15 protein-coding genes are annotated in these 23,333 nt (G+C 64.8%); 1 reads left to right on the forward strand and 14 read right to left on the reverse strand.

The window, feature by feature from the left end; translation table 11 throughout:
- Window positions 1–100: 100 nt before the first annotated feature.
- The 5 genes from AC3RCP_RS19050 to AC3RCP_RS19070 form a co-directional block, all read right to left on the reverse strand.
- Entirely contained in the window at window positions 101–817 is a 717-nt protein-coding gene (locus tag AC3RCP_RS19050; RefSeq protein ID WP_492571113.1) for a response regulator transcription factor, read from the reverse strand.
- 747 nt (window positions 818–1,564) lie between these two features.
- A complete protein-coding gene (locus AC3RCP_RS19055; protein ID WP_246888773.1) occupies window positions 1,565–2,926 on the reverse strand; it encodes a TolC family outer membrane protein in 1,362 nt (453 codons plus the stop codon).
- A gap of 38 nt (window positions 2,927–2,964) precedes the next feature.
- The gene (locus AC3RCP_RS19060; protein ID WP_210477678.1) at window positions 2,965–4,278 is read right to left on the reverse strand and encodes an HlyD family type I secretion periplasmic adaptor subunit; all 1,314 of its coding nucleotides are present in this window, start codon (window positions 4,276–4,278) and stop codon (window positions 2,965–2,967) included.
- Complete coding sequence (locus tag AC3RCP_RS19065) at window positions 4,271–6,046, reverse strand: type I secretion system permease/ATPase (protein ID WP_492571112.1); 1,776 nt, start codon at window positions 6,044–6,046, stop codon at window positions 4,271–4,273. The genes AC3RCP_RS19060 and AC3RCP_RS19065 overlap by 8 nt, the downstream gene beginning before the upstream one ends.
- A 478-nt stretch (window positions 6,047–6,524) precedes the next feature.
- Window positions 6,525–7,418 (reverse strand): DMT family transporter, encoded by an 894-nt coding sequence (locus tag AC3RCP_RS19070; protein ID WP_492571362.1) that lies wholly within the window; start codon window positions 7,416–7,418, stop codon window positions 6,525–6,527.
- Window positions 7,419–7,577: 159 nt separating this feature from the next.
- Between AC3RCP_RS19070 and AC3RCP_RS19075 the strand changes: the two genes are divergently transcribed.
- Entirely contained in the window at window positions 7,578–9,011 is a 1,434-nt protein-coding gene (locus AC3RCP_RS19075) for an aminotransferase-like domain-containing protein (protein ID WP_492571111.1), read from the forward strand.
- Between the two features lie 176 nt (window positions 9,012–9,187).
- On the opposite strand, the gene tagQ is transcribed toward AC3RCP_RS19075, so the two are convergent.
- The 9 genes from tagQ to AC3RCP_RS19120 all read right to left on the reverse strand — a co-directional run bounded on the left by tagQ (window position 9,188) and on the right by AC3RCP_RS19120 (window position 23,333).
- Window positions 9,188–10,129, reverse strand: a complete 942-nt coding sequence (gene tagQ / locus AC3RCP_RS19080; RefSeq protein ID WP_101338307.1) for a type VI secretion system-associated lipoprotein TagQ — start codon at window positions 10,127–10,129, stop codon at window positions 9,188–9,190.
- A gap of 143 nt (window positions 10,130–10,272) precedes the next feature.
- Window positions 10,273–11,937, reverse strand: a complete 1,665-nt coding sequence (locus AC3RCP_RS19085) for a formylglycine-generating enzyme family protein (protein ID WP_492571110.1) — start codon at window positions 11,935–11,937, stop codon at window positions 10,273–10,275.
- 73 nt (window positions 11,938–12,010) lie between these two features.
- Window positions 12,011–13,198 (reverse strand): ABC transporter permease, encoded by a 1,188-nt coding sequence (locus AC3RCP_RS19090; protein WP_492571109.1) that lies wholly within the window; start codon window positions 13,196–13,198, stop codon window positions 12,011–12,013.
- Complete coding sequence (locus tag AC3RCP_RS19095; protein WP_101338310.1) at window positions 13,198–13,914, reverse strand: ABC transporter ATP-binding protein; 717 nt, start codon at window positions 13,912–13,914, stop codon at window positions 13,198–13,200. Before AC3RCP_RS19095 ends, AC3RCP_RS19090 begins: the two co-directional genes overlap by 1 nt.
- Window positions 13,914–16,979: a protein kinase domain-containing protein gene (locus AC3RCP_RS19100; RefSeq protein WP_492571361.1), complete on the reverse strand. Its 3,066-nt coding sequence runs from the start codon at window positions 16,977–16,979 to the stop codon at window positions 13,914–13,916. Before AC3RCP_RS19100 ends, AC3RCP_RS19095 begins: the two co-directional genes overlap by 1 nt.
- 28 nt (window positions 16,980–17,007) lie before the next feature.
- A complete protein-coding gene (locus tag AC3RCP_RS19105) occupies window positions 17,008–17,733 on the reverse strand; it encodes a PP2C family protein-serine/threonine phosphatase (protein ID WP_101338312.1) in 726 nt (241 codons plus the stop codon).
- Window positions 17,734–17,767: 34 nt separating this feature from the next.
- Window positions 17,768–18,460: a type VI secretion system-associated protein TagF gene (gene tagF, locus AC3RCP_RS19110; protein ID WP_492573237.1), complete on the reverse strand. Its 693-nt coding sequence runs from the start codon at window positions 18,458–18,460 to the stop codon at window positions 17,768–17,770.
- Window positions 18,457–21,969, reverse strand: a complete 3,513-nt coding sequence (gene tssM, locus AC3RCP_RS19115; RefSeq protein WP_492571107.1) for a type VI secretion system membrane subunit TssM — start codon at window positions 21,967–21,969, stop codon at window positions 18,457–18,459. Before tssM ends, tagF begins: the two co-directional genes overlap by 4 nt.
- Window positions 21,966–23,333 carry a DotU family type VI secretion system protein gene (locus AC3RCP_RS19120; protein WP_007930440.1) on the reverse strand — a complete coding sequence of 456 codons (1,368 nt, stop codon included), beginning with the start codon at window positions 23,331–23,333 and terminating at the stop codon, window positions 21,966–21,968. The genes tssM and AC3RCP_RS19120 overlap by 4 nt, the downstream gene beginning before the upstream one ends.

Raw genomic sequence — 23,333 nt, forward strand, 5'->3', positions numbered from 1 at the left:
ATTCATGGGGGGCAGGAAACAATGAACACGGCATCACCCTCGACCCGGACATCCTGGCCACCGACAAGGACAGCGACAGAACTGCCTTGCCTTGATCACCTCAATCCAGTTCCACCCACGTGGAGTCGGGCGGCTCTTCGTTGTCGGTGAGCCCGTGCTTGAGCGCATACATCAGCAAGTCGATGCGGTTGATCAGGTTGAGCTTCTGATAGATGTTGCTGAGGTGGTTGTGCACGGTGTGCTCACTGATGCCCAGGTGCTCGGCGATGCTCATGTATTTGGCGGACGGGTCGCCGACGATGGCGCGAATCAGCTCCCGCTCGCGCAGCGTCAGCCGCGCCTGTTTCGCCTGCTCCAGGTTGCATCGTATGGGTACATGCCTGCTCGCGGCATAGCCGGAAAGCCCACCGGACCAGGCTCGGTCCAGTCCGACGTCGTAATGGTGGACCTTGATGATGGCCCGGACGATCGATTCCGTCGGGTCTTCCGCCAGCACGATGCCGCGCGCGCCCGCCTCGATCGCCTGGGCAACCGGGACGGATTCGTACAGGCCCTTGAGCACCAGCAGTTTCATTTCCGGGCTGCGGGTGAGCCCTGCGACGACCTCCAGCGGGTTCAGCGCATCCGGAAAAAAACTGAAGAAAATCACATTGGGGCGCAACTGATCGGCAAGGTCCAGCGCATTGGTGTAGGTGGTGGCCTGGCCGCTCACCTCCATCCGGGGCCTCCTCGCATTGATCAAATCGTGAAGCCCCATGAGCACGAGGGGACGGCAATCGATCAGCATCACGCGTATCGTTTTTGTATGGTCTGGCATGATCTTCCTGCCTCCCCTTGAAAAACGATGACCTTCATACGCGTTGGCCTTCCTTGATCGGCCACTCACTCTTGAAGGATGGATGCGAGCACCGACAGGCCCTGAAAGTGCCCGCCCGGGTCTTGGCGACCCGCGGTACAGGCAGAAGTTGCGGAGGTTTCCCAAAGCCGGGCGAAGCTATCGAAACAGCATAAATAAGAATAACTATCAATAGCTTGCACGTACCGCAGGGCGTCCGCGAGCCCTCCATTGAGTCTAGGCCAGCCCACTGCAATGCCTGCCAACCCATCCGTCGGTCTTCGACTCAAGCCTGGTGCGGGTCGCCGGGCCGATGCTCCCCGGGGGCGCCCTGCCCCCCGCAAATCAAGCTCTTAGGCTCGCCACGGGCGATCTGCGGGCAGAATCGGATCCAACCAGGCTCGTCAATTAACGGACGAATGGCGTGCGGACAACGACGCAAGCAATGAAAGCGTCAATTTGTCGACGAAGCCGGCAGCGCCATGAATCGCCGGTTCAACGTCAATCCCCCGCACAAGCGACTCGCCTGCCGGGACAGAAATGTCTCGGCGGCGTGGCAAACCGGATGGATGAACCAAAGAATGATCTTCGAGGTGCGGATGGCGTTCCCGTCAGGGGCGCCGACGCGCGCTCACTTGCCGTTGGGCCAGACGCAACCAGCCCCTGGCGAGTCCGGACTTCTCCGGCTCCGGGGCTGTAGAGCACAGCAGTCGAATGGCCAGGCGGCCTTTACTCCAAGTCCTCGGTCCCAACGCCCATGGCCTGGCCGGCGCTACCGGGACTCAGCCAGGTATTCACATTCTCGACACTTTCGACCGGTGGTTTTCCCGCCCAGCGATTGAGGGTGAAGACATTGCTGAGGAACTCGTATTGGGTCTTGAGCAGGTCGCGCCGGGCGCGGAACTCGTTGCGTACGCTGGTCAGTACGTCGACGGCATTGACCATGCCGTAGCTCAGCCCCTTCTCCGCCGCCACCCTGGACAGCTGGGCCGAGGCCAGGGCCGAACGGCTGGCGTCGATCTTTTCGCCGTTCGAATTGGCGGTCAGGTAGGCGCTGGTGATCTCCTTGACCACCCGCCGCCGGATCGCTTCCAACTCCTGCTCGGCGACCAGCTGGTCCTGGTAGAGCCCACGGACCCGCGCCGAGGTCGAGCCGCCGCTGTACAGCGGCACCTGAACGCCGATGCCGGCGACATAGCTGTCGGTGCGTGGCGCCAGGGTATTGTTGTAGCCCTCGTTGGTCTGTTGCGCGCTGAGGTTCAGGCTCACCGTCGGGTAATGCCCGCCCTTGCCGCTGCGCAACGCTGCGTTCGCGGCTTCGGCGCCGCTCTCGCTGGCCTTGAGCGTCGGGTTCAGCTCCATGCCCTCGCGCACCCAGGACTCCAGGCTCTGCGCCGAAACCCGCAGTTGCGCGTCATTGCGAATCCGGTTGAGCTTCTCCTTGACCGGCCGGCCGACCAGCTCCGCCAGCGCCTCGCGGCTGATGCTGGCCTGGTTGCGGGCATCCAGCTCCTGGGCCGCGAGCAGGTCCACCCGGGCCTTGAGGTCGAGCTGGTCGGTAATCATCGCCAGCTGCTTTTCGTACAACGCATTGACCCGGTCCAGGCTCTTTTGCGTGGTTCGACGCTCTGCCCTGACCAGCTCCAGCTCATCCTCGGCCGCCAGCGCGGTGAAGTAGCGCCGCGCCAGTTCCACCGTGGCCTCGGCCTGGGCGTCCAGCGCTTGCGACTCGGACTGCTTGGCCAGGCTCTTGAACTTCTGGTAGTTCTCCCACGCGGCCTTGTTGTAGAGGTACTGACGCAGCACCAGGCTGTAGCTTTCGCTATCGAAACTGCGTTCCTGTATCAGGTCGTTTTCCTGGTGGATCCGGTTCGCCCCGGCATTCAGCGACAGTTGCGGCAACAGCGCCCCCAGCGCCTCGCGTTGATGTTCCTTGCCCGCCTGCGCTTGCGCATAGGAGGCCAGGACCTGTGGATCTTCCAGCCGCGCCTCGCGATACAGCTGCATGAGGTCGGTGGAATAGGTCGAGGCATTGACCCCGGTTGACGTTACTGCAGCGGTTTGCGCCAAGGCGGCCCCCGCTGCCAGCATGAATGCACTCCCTAGCAGAACTGACGACTCTCCCACGGTCACTCCTCGATCATTGATTGAGACATCACATCCCGGGCCGGCTGCATCAAGTACTGCAACAGCGTGCGTTGCCCGGTGATGATCAACACGTCCGCCGGCATCCCCGGCAACAACTTGCGCTCACCCAAGGTGCGCGCACCGTTCTCGGTGACCCGGACCCGCGCCAGGTAATAGGCGGTCCCGGTCTTTTCGTTGGTCAGCCGGTCGGCCGAGACGCTGCTGACCTCGCCTTCGATCACCGGCGTGGTCGAGCTCTTGAACGCGCCGAAACGGATATCGGCGCGCTTGCCGATGCCGATGCGATCGATGTCCACCGGCGCCACCTGGGCCTCGATGACCAGTTCGGAAACCGATGGCACGATGTCCAGCAAGGGCGTCGCCGAACGCACGACACCGCCGATGGTGTGCACCGTCATGCCAATCACCATGCCCGCGTCGGGGGCGCGGATGACAATACGGCTGAGGCGGTCTTCCAAGGCCGAGTTCTTCTCTTGCAGGTCGTAGATCTTGGTCTGCACCTCGGCCAGCTGCTTGGCCACGTCGGAATTGAAATCCTTGTCGACCTGGAGGATCTGCAGCTGGGTTTCGTTGATCTGCAGACGGGTCTTGTCGATGGCGGAACGGTGATCGGCCACCTCCGACCTGAGCATCCCCAGCTTGCGGTCCTGCTCCAGCAGGCGTTGCTTGTCGACGAACCCTTGCTTGAGTAGCTCGGACAATTCGCCGATTTCACCGCTGTAGGATTGCTCAAGGCGCACCTTGACCGCGATCATCGACTCCAGGCCCTTGATCTGTTGGTGCAATTGGCCGATGCGCTCGCGCAGCACCGCTATCTGGCCCAACCGCGAGCCCCGCCGAGCGTTGAATACCTGGGTCTCGCCCTGGCGCGCTTCCTCTCCCCGCACGCTGACAGGGTCGCTCATCGGCCCGAAGTCGATCGCCGGCGACCCATCGCGCTCGGCAATCAGCCTTGACTCCATGGCCCTGGCCGCGATCAGCAGGCTTTGGGTCGCCTCGTATTCGGAGCGCAGCTGGGCATCTTCAAGGATGATCAGCGGATCATCACGTTTGACGATATCGCCATCATGGGCCAAGACCGATTTGACGATACCGCCCTCAAGGTGCTGGACCGTCTTGCGGTAAGTCTGCACGGTGACCACCCCCGGCGCGTAAGCAGCGCCGTCCAGGGGCGCGAGCGCCGCCCAGGTACCGAACAGGCCGAAGGTCAAGCCGACGATGCCGATGCCCAGGCGGTGGGCCTTGCGATCGGACACCGGCAGGTCGGAGAAGCTTTCGATTTGACGATTAGGCATAGGATTCACCGCCATCGTCCTTGCGGGCATCGATCGACGCCACGTTGGTAGCCACCGGTACGGGCCCGGCGTGTTTCGGTACCGGCGGTTGCTGCCCGCTGAGTTCGGCCAGTATTTCCTCGCGCGGCCCATAGAGACCGACGACCCCGGCTTTCATCACCAGCAGCCGGTCGAGTTGCGACACGATGTTGGTGCGGTGGGTAATCACGAACAGGGTCGCGCCGGTGTGCTTGATCTGCTGGATGGCGGCCGCCAGGGCGCGATCGCCGACTTCGTCGAGGTTGGAATTGGGCTCGTCGAGAATGATCAGCCGCGGGTTGCCGTACAGCGCGCGGGCCAGCCCGATGCGCTGGCGCTGCCCTGCCGACAGCATGACGCCCTCGCTGCCGATGACGGTGTCGTAGCCATCGGGCAACAACAGAATCATTTCGTGGACGCCAGCAGTCCTGGCGGCCTGGATGACCTTCGCCGAATCGATCTCGGCAAAACGGGCAATGTTCTCGCCGACGCTGCCCTCGAACAGTTCAATGTCCTGGGGCAAATAACCGATATGCGGGCCAAGCTCATGCTTGTCCCAGGTGCTGATGTCCGCGCCATCCAGCCGGACCACCCCATGCTGTGGCGGCCAGACGCCGATCAGCGCCCTGGCCAGGGTCGACTTGCCCGAGGCGCTCGGACCTATGATGCCCACCACGCAACCGGCCGGTACGCTGAAACTGATGTTCTTGAGGATCGGGGTACTGGAGCCTGGTGCCGTGACAATCAGGTTCTCGACCTGCACCTGGCCCTCAGGCGCGGGCAAGGACAGACGCTCGGGTTGCGCCTGTTGCTTGCCAAGGATGTCATTCAAGCGGTTGTACTGCGAACGGGCCGCGATAAAGCCCTTCCAGCTGCCGATCATCAGGTCGATGGGCGCCAGTGCCCGCCCCAGCAGCACGGCCCCGGCGAACACCAGGCCGGCCCCCACCTGATGATCCACCGCCAGGTAGGCCCCCAGGCCCAGCACCAGCGATTGCACCAGCAGGCGGAAAGTCCGCGAAAGCGTGGTGACCATGCCGCCCCGGTCGCTCGCCAGGGATTGCAGCAGCAGAACGTTTCTTTGCCGGCGCCCCCAGCGATCCATCAAGGTTTCCAGCATGCCCATGGACTCGATGACTTCGGCGTTGCGCAGGTTCTTGGTGGTATGGAGGGTCGCGCCGATATGCTCCCTGTTGGCCTGGGCCAGTACCGGCCCCGTGAGCTTCTCGTTGACGAAGGCGAGCACTATCAACAGCAACGCGCTGCCCGTCGCGACCCAGCCGAACCAGGGGTGGAACAGGAACATCACGGCGATGTAGATCGGCAGCCAGGGTGCGTCGAAAAAGGCGAACAGACCGCTGCTGGAAAGAAACTGGCGCAAGCCCGTCAGGTCGTTGAGCGACTGGGCCGAGGCATCCATGCCGCCGCTGTCCAGGGCCCGTTTGAAACTGGCCTTGTAGACCTGGCGACTGAGCAGCACATCCAGCCGGGTACTGACCCGGACCATGATGCGCGAACGAACCCATTCCAGGGAGCCGAGGGTGATCACCAGCAGGGTCATGATCAACGTCAACATGGTCAGGGTGGTCAGGCTGCCGCTGGTCATCACCCGTCCATACACCTGAAGCATGTAGAAGGTCGGGACCAGCATCAGCGCATTGATGAAGAAACTGAAAAAGCCGACGAACACAAAGCTGTCTCTACAGACCTTCAACGCATTTTTCAGACTGTTTTCTGGTGTGCTTTGCATTGAAACCTCTGCTCGAAAGGCCAGCCTTTGTGGAGCTTAGATCACCCCGGACAGCTGCGCGCAGCCATTGGCCGGATCGCCTCGGGCACCCGCAATGCCCCCGGCAACGGCCAGACGGGCAAGCACGCGCAAGCGCCCCGCAGTTTGGAAACCAGAGGGCTCTGGCACGGGCTTTTGGCGCCATAGTGGGCGAATGGGAGGTGGCGGCTGCAGGGGCGCCGCGGAATGCCGGGACAGGCCTTCCAGGCGCGCGACAGGTTCGCCGCACACCTGCTTCGCACAGAAGAATCCGATTGTCGGTAGCGACAGCTGCAGTGCGCGCTGCGCCGGGGTATCCCAATGAGTCTAGTTACTGGATTGGCCGGCCGGCCTTGCGATGACCAGCGGTGTGCTCGTAGCGGATATCGGGTAGGCGGGAGGGGGTGCTTCTATCTGCAAGCGGCTGATTTCGATCGGAGGGCTGCGGGCCAGAGATTGGTTATCTGCGCCATCCGCGAAGCCGTTCTACCGGCAATTTGGTGATGGCAAAGCCTGCCAGCAGCAGCATCGAATAGAGGATCAACTGTCGAGAGATGGGCGTGCCTTCGTACCAGGCGCCGATAAGGACGGCGAATACTGGAAAGATGATGAATACGAACGACAGAATGACCGGGCTCAAGCGCTTGAGCAGGAAAAAATAGACAATGAAGCCGCCCACGGAAGCCACCAGACCGAGATAGGTCAATGCCAGCCAGGAGCGCTGCGTCACGCTGGCAAGATCGGGATGCTCCAGCACCAAGCCAGTCATGAACAGCCCCAGCCCGGCAATGCCGATCGGTAGAGTATTGAATGTAATGACCCCTATCTCGGCACCTCTCTGCTTGGTAATGACATAGCAAAGAGCGTGCATCACCGCCGCGATCAGGATAGCGATCACTCCGAAAAGCTCCGAGTAATCGAGATGCAGCCCCTGTGTCTTGATAATCATGAACAAGCTGCCGAAGCCAATGGCTATGCCGACAACTTGCAAAAAAAATATCTTTTCTCTCAAGAAGATGGACGAAAAGATCAGGATGAAGACCGGCATGCTGCTGAACAAAAGTGCCGTCAGCCCGGAAGCAACATACTGCTCGCCGTAATTCAGCAGGTAATACGGCAAGCTGAAGTAACACAGGGTGACGAAGATGAAAAACTCGAAGTTCTTGCGGGGGAAAAATATCGATTCGCGCCGTACCCACGCAAACCCGAGGAACAGCGGAAAGGCGATCAAAAAACGCAAACCTGCAGATGTCAGTGGTGGCACGCTCTCCACCGCTATCTTGATGCCAAGCCATGTGGTCCCCCAACTGAGACAAACCACAAGAAAGAGCAATGTGGTGACCAAGCCCGCCATCCATCTCCCCGCTGCAGGTTGATCCTGCACACCTACGCTAATTGACATGTTTTTATTTGGCTCTTAAGGTAAGTTCTTTAAGATTGATCTGATTTATTCGCAAGAATATTCTTATCAACTCAACTCATTGACTCGATATCAGGTTAATTTGAGGAAAATATGTCTGTCAAACCCGTTATTGACACCGATTCAATCTTCAAGAATGCCCTACGAGATGGCCCTGGGCCTAAGTACATGCGGCTTGCTCAGGGCATAGAGCAGGCCATCAACAACGGCGCTATCGGACAAGGCCTCAAACTTCCGCCACATCGCATCCTTGCCGACAAGATTGGCGTTACTGCCGGAACAGTCAGTCGGGCCTATTCAGAATTGGAGCGCATGGGGCTGGTCATGGCGCGGGTGGGCGATGGCACCTTTGTTCGTGCATGCGAGCAGGAACGTTCTCGCGATGTCGGCTTCCGCAATTTCATCGAGGCGCCGGATGAATGCCACGATATGAGTCGCAACATGCACATCCCCGGAATGGAAGCCACGCTGCTGGCGCGCACGATGGCGCAGTTGTCAGGAGATGTGGAGCGGCTGCAGGAATTGATGCTCTACACGCCAGATACGGGTATTCAGCGCCACCGGCAAGCGGGCGCCCAATGGCTGGCGCATGGCAACTTCAGGTCATCGGCCGAGCAGATCCTCTGCGTTAATGGCAGCCAGCACGGCCTGCTGACCGTCCTCATTGCAATGCTGCGTGCTGGAGACACGCTGGTCACAGAACACCTCACCTATCCGGGCCTCATCAGCGTCGCTCGATTTCTGGGTATCAAGGTCCTGGGTATAGAAATGGATGAGGAAGGGTTGATCCCTGCATCGCTTGCTGAGATTTGCAGCATCAATCGAGTCTCCGCCTTGTACTGCACGCCGACGATACAGAATCCGACGACAGCGATTCTCAGCCCCGAACGCCGTAAAGAAATTGCGCAGATATGCCGCGAACACAATGTGCTGATCATCGAGGACGAAACCCATGGCGTGCTGATGCAGGACAGGCCAATACCAATCAGCATGTACGCACCTGAGCGCGGGATCATCATCAGCAGCTTGAGCAAAGGAGTAGCCGCGGGGCTTCGGGCTGGATATGTCCATGTACCGCAGGCATTGGTAGGGCGCCACGCCGCAGCGATTCGCAACAGCTGCTGGATGGCCTCGCCACTGCCCCATGAGATCGCCTGCCTCTGGATTGAAGATGGCACTGCACGCTCACTGTTGCATCAGCAGATAGCGGAAATGGAGCGCCGTAAGCAGGCGGTCGAAAAACTACTGCAAGGACTGACCTACCGAACCCATCAATACAGCCCTCACTTCTGGATCGAGGTACCGGCTCCCTGGCGCGCATCGGAAATCGAGCACTCACTACGCCAGCGCAATCACCTGATCTCGATCGCCGATGCATTCAGCATCGGTAAAGGCACAGTTCCACAATTCGTCCGCGCGAGCGTCAGTAACGCCTCTGGCGGTGATCAGGCACTCCACGATGGGTTCGCAATGCTCGCCCAGGTGCTGCGCCACGGCGTCAATCAAGAGTCGTCGATGCTGCTATAGCGTGATGCCTGGTTCGATGAGCAAGGACTCCAAAAACAGACAGAATTTGACTTAAAACCACTGTTGGACAGAGGCCCGTCACTTCCTGACCAGAGCCCTCGACCAGGCGATCAACGTGACGAGCCAGATACTTGCCGGCGATGGCCATAGACAGGATCCCGCTGCCTTTTCCCGCATCAGGCTTTCGAGCAGGCAGGCGGTGCCCAGTCACCCATGTCGGGGTTGCTGCACACGTCGTTGACCATGGTCTGGCCACGAGCAGCGATTTTCTGGCCTTCCGCACGCTTGGCCGTGGCTTGCTGCAAGGTGCGCTCGGTGGTGACGGCTTCTTTGGGCACATTCGTCTTCGTCGCCGGCTTGGCGCTGGCCTTCTTGCGGGTCGCCGCCTTCTTATCGGTGACGGCCGGAGATTTCACGGCGGCCACCTGAGCGACGTCCTGGCGTTGCACACCGACCGTCTGCAAGTCTTTCTCATAGGCCTGGGTGTAGACATCGATGCTCTCGCCGGCACGCCCATCCACGGCGGCCATCAGCTCGTTGGTTTCCTTCAGGCCGCTGACGATCTCGGCCAAACGCAGGCGCCCTTCGCTGTCGCCGATCTTCTTCGCCTTGCGCGCATTGAGCAGTGAGGTGAACTCACGCTGGTAGCAGTTCTGCGCGGTACGGGTGTAGCTGATGCTGCGGTCGATTTCGCCGGTACTCTGGTCGAAGTCGCTGGCGTAGGAAGCAATGCGCGCACGGTCGTCGCTGATCTGCTTCTGGCGTTCGCTGTAGTAGCCGGTCGCGCCCCCGACCAGAGCCCCGGCGGCAGCGCCTATCAGGGCATTGCGGCCGGCATCGCCGCTATTGCCGACCAGGGCCCCGGTCAGGCCGCCGAGCAGGCCACCGGCGATGGCGCCAGTGGCCACCGACTTGGTCATCGACTTGTCGGAACTGCGCAGCTGGCTGACCGGCTCATAGCATTGCGGGTAGTACTCGACCTTGGTTTGGGCCGCGACCTTCGAGCTTGGAGCCCCGAAGCCCGCGCATCCGCTCAGCAGCAGGGCGCAGCAGACCACGCCAGGCAATGGCAGGGTACGAGCCAGGATCGAAACGCAGTTCTTGAGTGAAGTATCCATGGTCGTGTCTCTCCTTGTTTTGTGGGTCAATTCCGTTTCGGCTTCGCGCAGAGCGGGCTGCGTCCAGCGTGAGCCAAGCCTGCCGACGCTACCTCCAGCCTAGCTGGTCTTCGCCGCCACCGACGACCGTTCCGACACCCTGCTCAGGGGGCAAGAAGTTCCTTCAGGATCGTCTCCGGATCGGCTCGGTGCTGCTGGCGAAACTGCCCCACATGCCTGACGAAAAGCGTGGCACGGGCCATGAGGCTTTTTCCCAGCACCGGTTTGTGATTGAGCTCTTCCCGGGTCCGCTGGAACTGCGTCTGGATCACCTCGTCGGTGTAGCGCGTTCCGGTCGCCAGGTTGTCGATGTAGATCGCCAGGGCCCCCTCGAGCGCACTGCGCCCATTGGCGATGGCCGTTTCATAGAGCTTGGCGGTGGCTTCGTCCTGGGAGGCCCGCGCCTGATCGCGATCCTTCTTCAGGTTGGTCAGGCGAATGTTGTAGTTGTTGACGGTCTCGGCCACCAGGGCCGCCGACTGGATCAGGTTGCCTGCGGCCTCCTCGCGCTGCCGGGCGATCAGCGACACATTGCGCTTGAGCTCTTCGTTCACCCGCGCCAGGCGGGCCTGCAGGTTCGGGTCGGTGCTGCTGGCGATGAGACTGTCCAGTAATTGGGTCGGGTCTTCGGCAGCCTCGATTTCATCGGTCAGGCCTGCCAGGCGGCCTTCCTTCTGCCACTGCTCGAACAGTTCCTCGTAGCGTGAGCGCGGTGCCGACAACGCGCCCAGGGCCACCCGGAAACCGGTGGTGGCGTTGCGCTGCTCGCTGCCGTCGGCGGCGAACAGCGGGTATTCCCGGCGCATGCCGGTGAACAGCGTCAACTCGCCTTCCAGGTAGTTGCCGCCCTTGACCACAAAGCCGCCGTAACTGCCCTGGCGGCGACCGGCGTGGACCAGTTGGAAGGACTCCTGGACCATCTCCGCGGCATTGCCGATCACGTCGAACAGGCCCAACGGATTGGGTTTTTTCAGCCCGACCGGCAACAGCCGCGCGCCCTGCCCCGTGCCCCCGGCGACCTGGCTGAACACCGCCCAGTCCCCTAGCGGGCCATCGCTGTCGCTGCCTTGCACCTTGCGCGGAAACAAGCGCGCCTCCAGCGCCTGGCGGCTGACCGCATGGCCACCGCGGGCGGCGAATTCCCACTCCACTTCGGTCGGCAGGCGGACGAAGCCCATCCCGCCGTCCTCGGCCGCTTTGCCGCGGCCGCTGACCGGCAACCGGTCGCGGTGGTACTTGAGCAACCAGGCGCTATACACCGCGGCAAAGCGCTCGGCCTCGAGGCGCGACAACTTGACCTTGGGCAAGCGCGCGGACATGTCGCTCATGGGCGCGCAGGCCGGTGCCTCGCCCTGCCCCGCCAAGGCCGCCTCCTGGGCCATGACCAGGGCGTATTGGCGCTCGGTGACCTCGTATTTGCCGACAAAATAGAACATCGGCTTGAGCAGGCTGTCGGCCTCGCTCTTGGGCAGGGTCGGGGCGATTCTGGCTTGCCAGTCGGCCGGCAGGTCGTCGAGGACGAACTGACCGTTGATGTAGTCGCGTCGATAACCGGAGATGAAGGATTGCCGGTAGCCCGGATCGTCATCGCTGAAGGGGTAGCCGAGATTGACCTCACGGTCGTCCAGGGTGCCCTTGGCGAGGACATAGACATAGCGGAACACCAATTCACCTTCGCAGGGCAGCGGCAGGCTGAGGTCATCGGGCAGCGGTTTCGGGTTATCCGCAGGGGCGTCCTGCGCCTGCGCCGCGCCGGCCAGCGCCAGCATGACCAGAGCCCTCAGCCAGACTAAGCCCCTCAGCCAGACCAGGCCCTTCAGACAGACCAGAACCCTCCGCCAGTTACACATCGCGCAGCCCTTCCGATGCTTCGATCCGCGCCGCGCGCCAGCCACCGGAGGCCGCCGCCAGCAGGCAGCAGAGCAGTGTCAGCAGCAGGGCCAGCAGGTAGTGGCTCGGCAGCAGCCGGCAGGCGAACTCCCCCGTCGCCGGTGCGAACAGCCGGTTCAGCCCGGTTTCGGCCATGCCGTACAAGCCCCAGGCCAGCAGCAGGCCGAACACCCCGGTGTACAGCGCCTGCAGCACGACGAAAGCGATCAGGGCGCCTGTCGAAAAACCCAGCAGGCGCAACACCGACAAGGCCCTGCGCTTGCGCTCGACGGCGGCCAGGGCGCTGGCGGTCATGGCCGCGAAGGCCCCGGCCAGGGCCAGGCTGGCGATGATCCAGAACACCAGGGTCAGGTTGTGGCTGAGGGAGCGCACCTGGGCGATGACGCCGGCCTGGGTCGCGACTTCCAGCTGGCGCTCGGCGAAATACCGGCGCAGGCGCTCCACGCCGTCCAGGTCCGCGGCGTAGAGACGGAACCCCGGATACACCCGCGCCGTGTTCGCTTGTGGCTCGTACCCAGGCCAGGCCTGACCGTCGCGGTAGTCTTCGGCGGCTTCCAGCAGGGCCAGGGGCGCGAACAGCGCATCACGCGGGAAGGCCGCGAGTGGCAAGACCCCCTGCACCCGCAGGCGGGTGCGCTGGTATTCCTGGCGCCCGCCGACCTGACGGCCGAACGCGGCGCTCAGCACGTCGCCGCCCTGGACCCCGAGTTTCTCCGCCGCCCGCTGGCTGAGCAGTATCTGGTCCGGCGCCTGGGGCAGCAGCGCGGGCGCCACCAGCGGGTCGCCCGCGGCGGTGGGGATCATCTCGACCGTCAACGCCTGGCCGGCCGAGTCCGGGTAGAGGTCAGCGGTCGCGGCGATCTGTCGGGTACGCGGCACGACGAAGGCAACCTCGGGACGCGCGGCCAGCTCGGCGATGGCCTGGGCGCTGAAGCGCCCGCCGCCCATGGGCACCACTTCCCGCACGGCGGGGTCGCGCTCCAGGCGTTCGGTCAGGGTGGTGACCAGGCCGAACTTGAGGCCGAACAGCACCAGCAAGGGCGCGAGCACGGCGACCAGGGCCAGGACCGCGCAAACCGACAGGCGCACCTCGGCGCGGTAGTCGTGCCAGGCCAGCAGGGCCATCAGGGCAAGCCGCATCAGCCACCTCCCGCCAGGGTCGCGGTGACCCCGCCATCCGCGCCGCGCAGCACCTGCAAGGGATGCAGCTGCAGCCCGGCGCGCCGGGCCAGCGCCTCGTCATGGGTGGCGACCAGGATGCACACGCCACGCTCCTCGGCCTGGGCCACCAGCAGTTGCATGACCCGTTCGGCATTCAGCGGGTCCAGCGAGGCGGTGGGCTCGTCCGCCAGCACGATGCTCGGCCCATGGGCCAGGGCCCGGGCGATGCTGACCCGCTGGCGCTGGCCCACGGACAGTGCCGCCGGCAGCTTGTGCAGCTGGTCGGCGATTTCCAGCTGCTCGGCCAGACGCCAGACCGTGGCATCGGCCGGCAGGCCGAGCAGCGCCCGCGACAAGCCGATGTTGCGCTGCACGTCGAGAAAACCCAGCAACCCGCCCGTCTGCAGCACATAGCCCATGACCCGGCTGCGCAGCCCGGCCAGCACATCCTGGCGACCGCTGCGCCAGAGCCCGGCGACATCCAGCGTCCGGTCGTCGGCGCGGCATTCGAAAACGCCGCCCGGGTCCGGGGACAGCACCAGGGCCAGCAGGTCCAGCAGGGTGCTCTTGCCGCTGCCGCTGGGACCTACCAGGGCCAGGCGCTGGCCCGGCCGCAGGTCGAGCTGGGGCACCACCAGGCTGTAGCGCTGTGGTCCCTCGCCGCGGGTCTTGCGAATATCTCTGAGCTTGAGCATCAGGGCAGCGTCGCCAGGGGTACGCGGTACAACGCATCGCCCGGCTGGGCCTCGCCGAAGCGGACCCAGTTGGCGCTGTCGTTGTGGAAGGTCTCGTACAGGCGGATCTTCGACTCCAGTTCGTCGATGAAGTCCTGCTGCTCGGCCACGCTCAGGGACAGCCAGAGGTCCTGGGTCATGGTCAGCGATTTACTGCGATACGGCAGGCCGTCCAGGTACTCGCCGAGGATGCCGCCTTCCACCAGGTTGCCGCCCTGCTTCAACCGCGTCGGGTCGCGGCTCATGTGGGCGCTGGCGCTGGCGATTTCCTGGAAGAAATCCTTGGGCGAGGTCTGGGTACGGCGGGCCGCATCGACGATCAGTTTCAGCGACTGCTGCAGGTCGTTGAGTTGCAGCTTGGTCAGCAGCACGCAGACCTGGAAGGCCGGCAGCGAGGGGTTGGTCAGGTCATGGTCGGAGGTCCAGGCGGTGATCAGCTGCGGTGCACGGACCGCCGACTGGCGACCGAGAAAGTCCATTTGCATGGCGTAGCCGATGGCCGTGGCCTTGCTCGCGACGCTCGGTGCCCCTTGTAGCGGCGGCAGGCTCGGCAGCTGGTTGTTGCGCGCCTGATGCACCTGTTCGGCGAATACCGAGCCGATCTCGGCGACCGTATCGCCGAAGCGACCGACATCGCCGCCCGCCACCGGAATGTACAGGTCGCCGATCTGCGGGTTGGCGTCGGCCGTCAGGCTGCGGTACTGCTGCTCGGCGAAGTCATGGTTTTTCCGGCCCGCTTCGGTGCGCAAGTGCAGCGCATAGAGCTTGATCCGTTTACTGAGGGCGGCTTCGTGCACCTCGGCTTCGTTCATCTGGGTGTGCCCCAGCGGATCGTTCTTGCGCAGGGCGCCAGCATCGGAGACCAGCAGGATCAGCCGCCCGGCATAGGGACTCCAGTCCATGCCCTCGACCGCCGCCATCACACCGGCGAAGGCATCTTCATTGAAGGCGTGGCTGGACACCTGGGCGGCCTTGACCTGGCCAGCCAGCTCGAGGAAGCGCTGTGGATCGCGGCCCTGCTCCAGGCTCACCAGGGTTTGCGCCACATATTCCAGGCCCGGGGTTTTCTCGACATTGCTGCGAAACCCCACCAGGCCGAAGCTGACGCTGTCCAGGTCGCCACGGCTGGCGATCTGCCGATGCAACGCCTGCACCACCTGGCGCACCCGGTCGATGTAGGGCTGCATCGACACCGAGGTGTCGACCACCAGCACGATCGCCGTGCGGAAGGCATCGCTGCCGGCCTTGGCCGCTCCCCCGGCCTTGCCCAGGGGCGTATTGCCAGGGTCGATGGAGGCCACATTGAGCAGTTGCACCGGCTGACCGTCGGCATCGAAACTCTCGCGGGCCTCGAAAATCGGCAGCAGGTAGAACTGGTCCTGGGGAATGGCGCTGGCCACAGGCTCCAGCGCGACGATCTGCGGGTCCACGCTGCCTTCGTTCTGCGCCTTGTGCAGGGCCGCGCGGGCCTGCGCCGTGTCCGCCAGAAACCGCTCGAGGGTGCTTGCTTCGCGCAGGAACATGACCGGCGAACGACCGGAGCGCTCGGTGAATTTCAGCACCAGGCTCTGCTTCCAGTCGCTGACCTGCTCGGCCGGCAACCAGCCATCGCGCTGGCCATCGCTGGCGGCGCCAACCTCCAGCCAGGTGCCACCCGCCACCGCCTGGCGCTGATAGACATACAGCACCGAGAACGCCGGCAGCGCGGCACCGCTGGGCGCCGCCCCGGGCTGGCCGGACACCTGTGCGCCGGGCTTGCTCAGCACGCGCTGGAACAGGGTTTTCTTGCCCGGCATCAGCAGTGGCCGGTCGCCGCCGTCGGCGTTCGTCGTCAGCGGCGGTTGCGCTGCGCTGGCCGTCTTGGCGGGCGAGTCCCGCACCTCGTCAGCCGGCGTTTTTTTGGCCTCGACCTGGCCGTTTTCCGGTTCCGCCGGCGGCGCCGAGCGCAGCCACCAGTAGCCCCCGCCAGCCAGGGCCAGTGCGCCGACCACGGCCACACCGAGCAGCGCCAGCAACGGCCCGCGCGACCCGGCCGGCGGCTGTGCGCCGAGGCTTGTGGCCCGTTCGGATCCGGCCATGGCGGCTGGCTCGGGCTCTGGCGCAGCGAGCGGCGGCATGTCCAGGGAAACCGGCGTCATCCCGCCCAGGCCGGTCGTCGCGGATTGGCCGGCGGCCGCCGCGGTGGGCAACGGCAATGGGCGGATCTGCGTCGCCTCGGCATCGGCCGGCCCGGCGGGCGGCAGGTTGTCCAGCGCGGCGATCAGGGCATCGGCATCGGCAAAACGCTCGGCCGGATCCTTGGCCAGCAGCTTGCGCAGAATCCCCTGGTAACGGCCGTGGGTCATGGGCAGTTCGGGCAGCGGCTCGGTCAAGTGGGCCAGGGCCGTGGACAGCGAGTCGCTGCCGGTATAGGGCAGCTTGCCGGTGAGTATCTCGTAGAGCACCACCCCCAGGGCGTAGAGGTCGGTGCGCCCGTCGATCTGCTGGCCGCGGGCCTGTTCGGGACTCATGTAGCTGGGTGTGCCCACGGCGAAACCGGCCTGGGTGAACTGGGTGCTGTCCTCCAGGGACTTGGCGATGCCGAAGTCCGAGAGCACCGCCGAACCGTTGGCGCGGAACAGGATATTGGCCGGCTTGACGTCCCGGTGCACCAGGCCCTGGGCATGGGCATACCCCAGGGCCAGGGCGATCTGGCGCAGGTAGACCAGGCCCTGCTGCGGGCTGAGCCCCTCGGCGATCCGTTCCTTCAGCGTCCCGTTCGGCAGGTACTCCATGGCCATGTAATAGAAGTGGCCGGCATTGCCGATGTCGTAAATGGTCACGGTGTGCGGGTGGGAGAGCCGCGCCAGGGTCTTGCCCTCGCGCAGGAAGCGCTCGCAGAAGCTGCGGTCGGCGGCCAGCGCGGCGGCCATGACCTTGAGCGCCACCTTGCGCTCCAGCGAGCGCTGGGTCGCCAGGTAGACCGTGGCCATGGCGCCCTCGCCCAGCTCGCGCTCGATCCCATAGCCGGGAATGTCCATGTCCATGCTCGAGCGTTCTTCGGCTGATGCGTTTTCAGTGGGCATTGACGACTACCGCCGTGATGTTGTCGGGAGCGCCCCGGGTCAGCCCCAGGTGCACCAGGCTGCGGACCACCTCATAGGGGCTCGCGTTGCCCAGCACCTCGCGCAGTTCATGGTCCTCGACGGTCTTGGTCAGCCCGTCGCTGCACAGCAGGAAGCTGTCGCCGGGACGCACCTCCAGGTCCACGGCCGAGAGTTCCAGCCGGTCCTGGGTGCCCACGGCGCGGGTGACGATGTTGGCCATGGGGTGCTCCCGCGCCTCGTCCTCGCTGAGCAGCCTGCTGTCCAGCAACTCCTGGACATAACTGTGGTCATGGCTGATGACCTCCAGCTGGCCCTCGCGCAGGCGATACAGGCGGCTGTCGCCGGCCCACAGGCAGGTGGCCTTGTCTGCTCGGGCGGCCAGCAGCACCAGGGTGCTGCCCATGATGCCGACACCGCGCTGCGCGGTTTCCTGGCGAACCGCCGCGTTGGCCTGCTCCAGCCCCGCCCGCAACGCCTGGACATAGGCCGCCAAGGCGGGCTCGGGCGGGATGGCGCGCAGCGTATCGACGATCAGGCTGCTGACGAAATCGCCCGCCGTATACCCGCCCATGCCGTCGGCCACCACCCAGAGGCCGGCTTGCACCGCATCCAGGCAGGCGTCCTCGTTGACCTGACGCACCATGCCGACATGGCTGTGACTGGCGGATTCGTAACGCGTTACGGCTGACGACATGCCCTGGCTCCCGAAATGTCCCTAATTTCCAAAATCAGCTCCCGAAATCGAACTGCGCGGTTTGCGCAAGCGCCGCGTAGCCGCCCTCGCCCAGCAGAAAACCGCTGAAGTCCTGCGCCGCCGGCAACCCCTGGCAACGCAGCAGGCCAGCGGCGACCCGTCCGGAGCCCTTGCCCCACCAGAGGCTCGCGCCCTCGCAGGCGTGCTGCATCAGCACCGCCCCGCGCGCCGCCGCAGTCGTGGCGGCGAAGCGCACCTGCCCCTGCAGCGCCTGCATGCCCGGCACCTGCGTGCTACAGACCGGGCTACCGAGGGCCGGCACCGCGGCCTCGAAGGCCTCGACAGCGGCCTCGGGCTCCAGGGTCGAGAGCAACAGGACCTCGGCGGCCTCGAACCAGTCATCCGGGCCGGCCACCAGCGCGCCCAGATCGGTATCGGCCTCCAGCAGCAGCGCGATGGTCAGCGGGAAGTAGCGCCCGACCCGGTCGACGCTGGGCATCATCACCCCCACCGCCGCCTCACTGCCGAGCAGGCCCGGCGCCACGGCAAAGCGCCACAGCGGGCTGACCAGGTAGGCGTCCAGCCAGGCCGCCCCCAGAGCCGCCTGGCTGCTGGCCATGCCGGCGGAGAGCCAGGCATCCCAGCGCTCGATAAAGGTCGGCGACAGGCCGCGGTGGATGAAATCCCCGCGGCCGGCCAGCTTGCCGTAGAAACCCGGGCTGCTCACAAGCGCTCCGGCAGGCTGAAGCCGGACACCAGCCGACCCTTGAACGGGTTGAACGCGCTGCTGGCGCGCAGTTCGCAGGAGATGCTCGCAGTGTCGACGCGCATCCGCAGGGTAAAGCGGTCCGGGGCATTGCCCTGGGTCAGGTCGGACTGCTCCAGCAAGCGAAACCAGGCCCAGGGTCCCTCCAGGGTCAGTCCCGAACGACCGGCGCTGGTGGGCGGCGTGACGGACAGGCGCACCACCCCCAGGCTGTTGGGGCTGGGCCATTGCATCGCCATCGGCCGGCTGGGGCCATGGTCGTAGCTGAGCTGCTGGCCGTCCAGATCGAGCAGGAACTGGCTGATAGAGGCGTCCATGGCCACGGGCTTGAGCTCGAAGCGTACCGCCGGCTGGGTGCCTCCAGCGCGGAAGTAGGCATCGCGAATGGCCGCGGCGCGTTGGAAGGTTTGCAGCACGCCCGGGCCGATGCCGAGTTTTTCCGCGGCGCCCGGCTGCCAGCGCCAGTTGCTGGTCGAGGTGTTGACGTAGGGTTGCAGGTACTTGCGAAAGTAGTTGTCCATCACCCCGCCCACGCCGAAGAAGTTGCCGAAGTCCTCCAGGGTGGCCTCCCGCGAACTGGAGTTGACCAAGGGATAACGGCCGGCCAGGGACTGGCGGTAGACATTCACCACCTCACTGATCCAGGCCGCGTTGAGCTGGGTGCGGATGCTGCCCATCATGCTGCTGGTGGTGGCGCTGACCACCGAGTTGACCAGCTTCTGCACCAGTGGCGGCTGACGCTCGGCGCCGAGCTTGACCCGCGATGCCGTGGCTACCGCCTGGTTCTTCGCCTCGCCCAGCAGGGCCTCGCCGCTGGCGCCGCTCATGGCGCTGACCTGCACATAAAGCTCATTGAGCTGGGCCAGCAGATCGTCGATCGGCGCTGGCCCATCCCCATGGCTGGTCACCAGGCTATTGAGCTCGGCGAAGCGCGCGGTGATGGGGTCGACCTGCGAGGTTGCCGACGAATCTTCCTGGGCCGCTTGTCCGACCAGCGAGCCGAGCTGCTGCTTGAGTTTGTCCACGGTGCCGTCGGCGGCCTTGAGCTTCTCGGCCAGCAGGCGATCTTCTTGTTGCAGGTTGGTTTCCCTGGCCACCGCATCGAGCAGTTTCTTCAGTGGCGAGTTTGGCCCGGAGAGCACCCGCAGCACATCGGCGGCCTGGGCGATGCCGTTGATCGTGACGAAATCGAGATCGCCGAGCAGTGTTTCCCATTGGTTGAGGAAATCCTGGAAGTACAGGGCACGCACCTCCAGGGCCAGGCTGGCGACATCCTGGTTGTCGTTCAATGGCCGGCCGAGTACCCACTGTTCCTCGGCCAGGGCGCCGGACTGGCTGAGACTGGCGACCATGAACGCCTGGCGGTAGCCACGGTAGGTATAGAAACCGGATAACGGATCGCTCAGCGGCTTGCCGCTCTTGCGCGTGAACACCAGGGCGGCGTCACGCCCGGCCGCTTCGCTGAGGCGAAAATCCGCTACGCCCTCGGGCAGCTTCTGGCGTTTCACCCGGCTGTAGACCCGCTGCGCCACAGACATCTGTTGCAACTGCCGACGCAGGTCGGCCAGCAGTTCCTCATCCAGCCTCGCCGGCGGTGGCTTGTGGGCGAACAGCGCATTGAGATGCTCGGCCAGGGCCAGGCGCTGTTCCGGGGCCAGGTCGCGCGGCAGGCTGTGGTCCCAGTCGAGGTTGATCCAGGTCTTGATGGCATCGGCGTCATAGTGCTCGGCGCTGGCCAGCATCAGGTAGACCTTGAGGCCTTCGTAGAGAAACTCGGTGTTGCCGCCGCTGCGCAACTGCTCCTCGATGCGGGTCAGCAGACGCGGCGCCAGCACCGCGATCAGCAGCTTGCGGTACACGCTGGCGGCTTCGGCGCCGAGCATGTCGCCCTGGAACAGGCCATAGCCTTCGGCCCAGGACAGCGAATTGTCGGCGACATGGCGAACGGCGTTGAGCAGCGGCAGCACGGCCAATACCTCACGCTGCGCCGGGCTGAGGGATTCGACCTGCCCCTTGAGCGGCGCCAGGCGCGCGTCCACCTCGGCGATATAGGCCTGGTTGGCGCGGTAGCTGGCGACCCAGATGGCCGTCACCGCAAGCAAGACCACGGCACTGGCGGCGAGTACGCCACGATTGATCCAGCGATGCCGGCGCTCGACCTTGGGGTTACTGCCGACCAGGCCGCGCTCGCCGAAGGCGACATCGCGGAACAGGCGGGTGATGAAGTAACTGCGGCCTGTGCCGGTCTGGCGCGCCAGGTGCTGGCGATCCAGGTTCATGCTTTGCGCCATGCTGCCGATCAGACGGTCGATGGGGCTGCCTTCCTGGGTGCCGCTGGTGAAGTACAGCCCGCGCAACAGCGCACGCTCTTCATAGGGATTGGGCTTGAATACCCCCTCGAGGAAGGACGACAGGTTGTGACGCAACGCCGCGAACTGCTGGATGAAGCCGTAGATCAGATCGCGTCGGTTGGGGTCGCGCTCCTGTTGCAGGCGCTCGACCAAGCGCTCGGTAAGACGCGCCTCGAGGGCGGTGAATTCCTCATCGAAACGTGCCAGCGGGCCTTGGGGACTCTTGCCATCGTCCAGGGCAAAGGTGACGCCCCAGACCTGCGCGCGCTCTTCCTTGCTCAGCGCGTCGAAGAACTCCATGAACCCCGGCACCAGGTCGAACTTGGTGAGCATCACGTAGATCGGGAAGCGCACACCGAGCTGGCCATACAACTCCTGCACCCGCGTGCGGATGGCCCGGGCATGGGCGCTGCGCTCGGCCTCGCTGCCCAATAGCAGGTCGGACAGGCTGATGGCGACGAAGACGCCATCGATCGGCCGGCGCTTGCGCTGGTTCTTCAACAGGTCGAGAAAGCCCAGCCAGGCCGCCTTGTCCACCGCCGCATGGCTGTCCTGGGTGGTGTAGCGCCCGGCGGTGTCCAGCAGCACCGCTTCGTCGGTGAACCACCAGTCGCAGTTGCGCGTACCGCCGACTCCGCGGATCGCCCCACTGCCCATCTGTTCGGCCAGCGGAAAGTGCATCCCGGAATTGACCAGCGCGGTGGTCTTGCCCGAGCCCGGCGGGCCGATGATCACGTACCAGGGCAGCTCGTAAAGGTTGCGCCGCTCGTTACCGCCGAGCTTGCTGCGCTTGAGCAATTGCAGCGCTTCGTCCATGCGTTGCTTGAGGGTCGCCAGCTCTTCGGCGGTGGCGACGCTGGCCGCATCCGGCGCCACCGCTGCCAGGCCCTGCATGACCTTGGCGGCGTTGCGCCGGGCCTGGACGATGCGCAATACGCGCACCCCGATCCAGGCCAGGAACAACAGGCCGATCAGCGCCCAGCGTACGGCCGCCGGGGCCAGGGGTTCATAGGCCGCGACGATGATCAGCGGACCGAGGAACCAGATCACCAGGCTCAGGGCGAGCAGGCCGAGCAGCGGCACCACCCAGCGCACCAGGAAATTGATAAAGGCCTTCACTGGTTGCCCTCCGCTAGCACGGTGATCTCCACGCGCCTGTTCCTGGCGCGTCCGGCGGCGCTGTCATTGGAGGCGACCGGTTCGGCGTCGCTGCGCCCTTCGGCGGTGAAGCGCTCCGGTTGCCCGCTGCGGGCGGCGAGGATCTCCATCACTTGCTGCGCGCGATCCTGCGACAGCTTCCAGTTCGAGGGGTAGCGCAAGGTGGCGATCGGTCGGTTATCGCTGTGCCCGGTGACCTGCACCGTGCCCTTGATCTGGCGCAGGGCATCGGCGACGCGCAGCAGCAAGGGCTGCAACTGTTCGGAAATGCTCGCGCTGCCCGAGGCGAACAACTCGTCGCCACGGATGGTCACCACCGAGCGATCCAGCGCATCCTCCACGGCAACGCGCTGGGCCTTGATGTCCTCGGCGAGGAAGCGCGCCAGGCGCGGGCGTTCGATCAACCTGGGCTGCTGCGGTGGACGGTCGATGGTTTGCACCGGGATCTCGCCCAGGGCGTGGATATTGCGAAACACCGGCTCGGCGTCGGCCGCCAGCTTCAGGCGCAAACCGAACAGCAGCAGCAACAGCACGGCCAGGCAAATGGCCACGCCAACCCAGGGCGGCAGGAACTGCGACAAGCGATCGCGCACCACGCTGAGCCCCCGCCAATGCGGCGACAGCTCGCGCTCGAATTCGCCGCGCACGCTGCGAATGGTCGCGCTGGTGCGTTCGCGCAAGGCTTCCAGCTGGCTGCGGCCGTCATTCATGACCCGGTAACGGCCCTCGAAGCCCAGGCAGATACAGAGGTACAGCAGCTCGAGAATGTGCAGGCGCTGCTGCGGGTTCTGCAGACAGTGTTCGAGCAGCTGGAAGACTTTTTCGCCGCCCCAGGCTTCGTTGTGCAGGGTGATCAGCAGGCTCTGTTTGCCCCAATCGCTGGTACTGCCCCAGGGGGTGCTGAGGACCGCCTCGTCCAGCGCGGTACAGAGCACATAACGGCTGAGCATCACCTCATCCTGGGCGACGCCGGCGGCGCGCGCCTGCTCCTCGAACTGGCGCAGGTAGGCCAGCAACTGGGCGCGCAGGCTGGCCGGTTGCGGGTGAGCGAGGGTGCTGCGCAAGCGGGCCAGCAGCGCCAGTATCGGGCCGGCCGCCCGCTCCAGCGGGTTGAGGCCCTGGGCCAGGCTGCTCGCCACCGGCGCGCCCGGCATCGCAATGTGCGGATCGGCGGCGCTGGCGCCATCCTTCCTTGGGGCAGAGGCATCGACGGAGCGCCCGCCGGGCCGCGGCATGATCAGGGTATGGTCGTTGCCGCCCGGCGAGGCGCCGCCTGAAGTGCCGCCTATGCCAGAGCTGCCGAAGGGATCATCGATCGGGTGCAT

This window comes from Pseudomonas sp. GW822-FHT05A08 (assembly GCF_058800485.1).

What these genes read in the sequence shown, in the direction of transcription:
- AC3RCP_RS19050 (WP_492571113.1), bottom strand. Translation starts at nt 817, where the DNA reads ATGCCAGACCATACAAAAACGATACGCGTGATGCTGATCGATTGCCGT.
- AC3RCP_RS19070 (WP_492571362.1), bottom strand. Translation starts at nt 7,418, where the DNA reads ATGGCGGGCTTGGTCACCACATTGCTCTTTCTTGTGGTTTGTCTCAGT.
- AC3RCP_RS19055 (WP_246888773.1), bottom strand. Translation starts at nt 2,926, where the DNA reads ATGCTGGCAGCGGGGGCCGCCTTGGCGCAAACCGCTGCAGTAACGTCA.
- AC3RCP_RS19100 (WP_492571361.1), bottom strand. Translation starts at nt 16,979, where the DNA reads ATGGACATGGACATTCCCGGCTATGGGATCGAGCGCGAGCTGGGCGAG.
- AC3RCP_RS19090 (WP_492571109.1), bottom strand. Translation starts at nt 13,198, where the DNA reads ATGCGGCTTGCCCTGATGGCCCTGCTGGCCTGGCACGACTACCGCGCC.
- AC3RCP_RS19065 (WP_492571112.1), bottom strand. Translation starts at nt 6,046, where the DNA reads ATGCAAAGCACACCAGAAAACAGTCTGAAAAATGCGTTGAAGGTCTGT.
- AC3RCP_RS19075 (WP_492571111.1), top strand. Translation starts at nt 7,578, where the DNA reads ATGTCTGTCAAACCCGTTATTGACACCGATTCAATCTTCAAGAATGCC.
- AC3RCP_RS19060 (WP_210477678.1), bottom strand. Translation starts at nt 4,278, where the DNA reads ATGCCTAATCGTCAAATCGAAAGCTTCTCCGACCTGCCGGTGTCCGAT.
- tagQ (WP_101338307.1), bottom strand. Translation starts at nt 10,129, where the DNA reads ATGGATACTTCACTCAAGAACTGCGTTTCGATCCTGGCTCGTACCCTG.
- AC3RCP_RS19120 (WP_007930440.1), bottom strand. Translation starts at nt 23,333, where the DNA reads ATGCACCCGATCGATGATCCCTTCGGCAGCTCTGGCATAGGCGGCACT.
- AC3RCP_RS19105 (WP_101338312.1), bottom strand. Translation starts at nt 17,733, where the DNA reads ATGTCGTCAGCCGTAACGCGTTACGAATCCGCCAGTCACAGCCATGTC.
- AC3RCP_RS19095 (WP_101338310.1), bottom strand. Translation starts at nt 13,914, where the DNA reads ATGCTCAAGCTCAGAGATATTCGCAAGACCCGCGGCGAGGGACCACAG.
- AC3RCP_RS19085 (WP_492571110.1), bottom strand. Translation starts at nt 11,937, where the DNA reads ATGCTGGCGCTGGCCGGCGCGGCGCAGGCGCAGGACGCCCCTGCGGAT.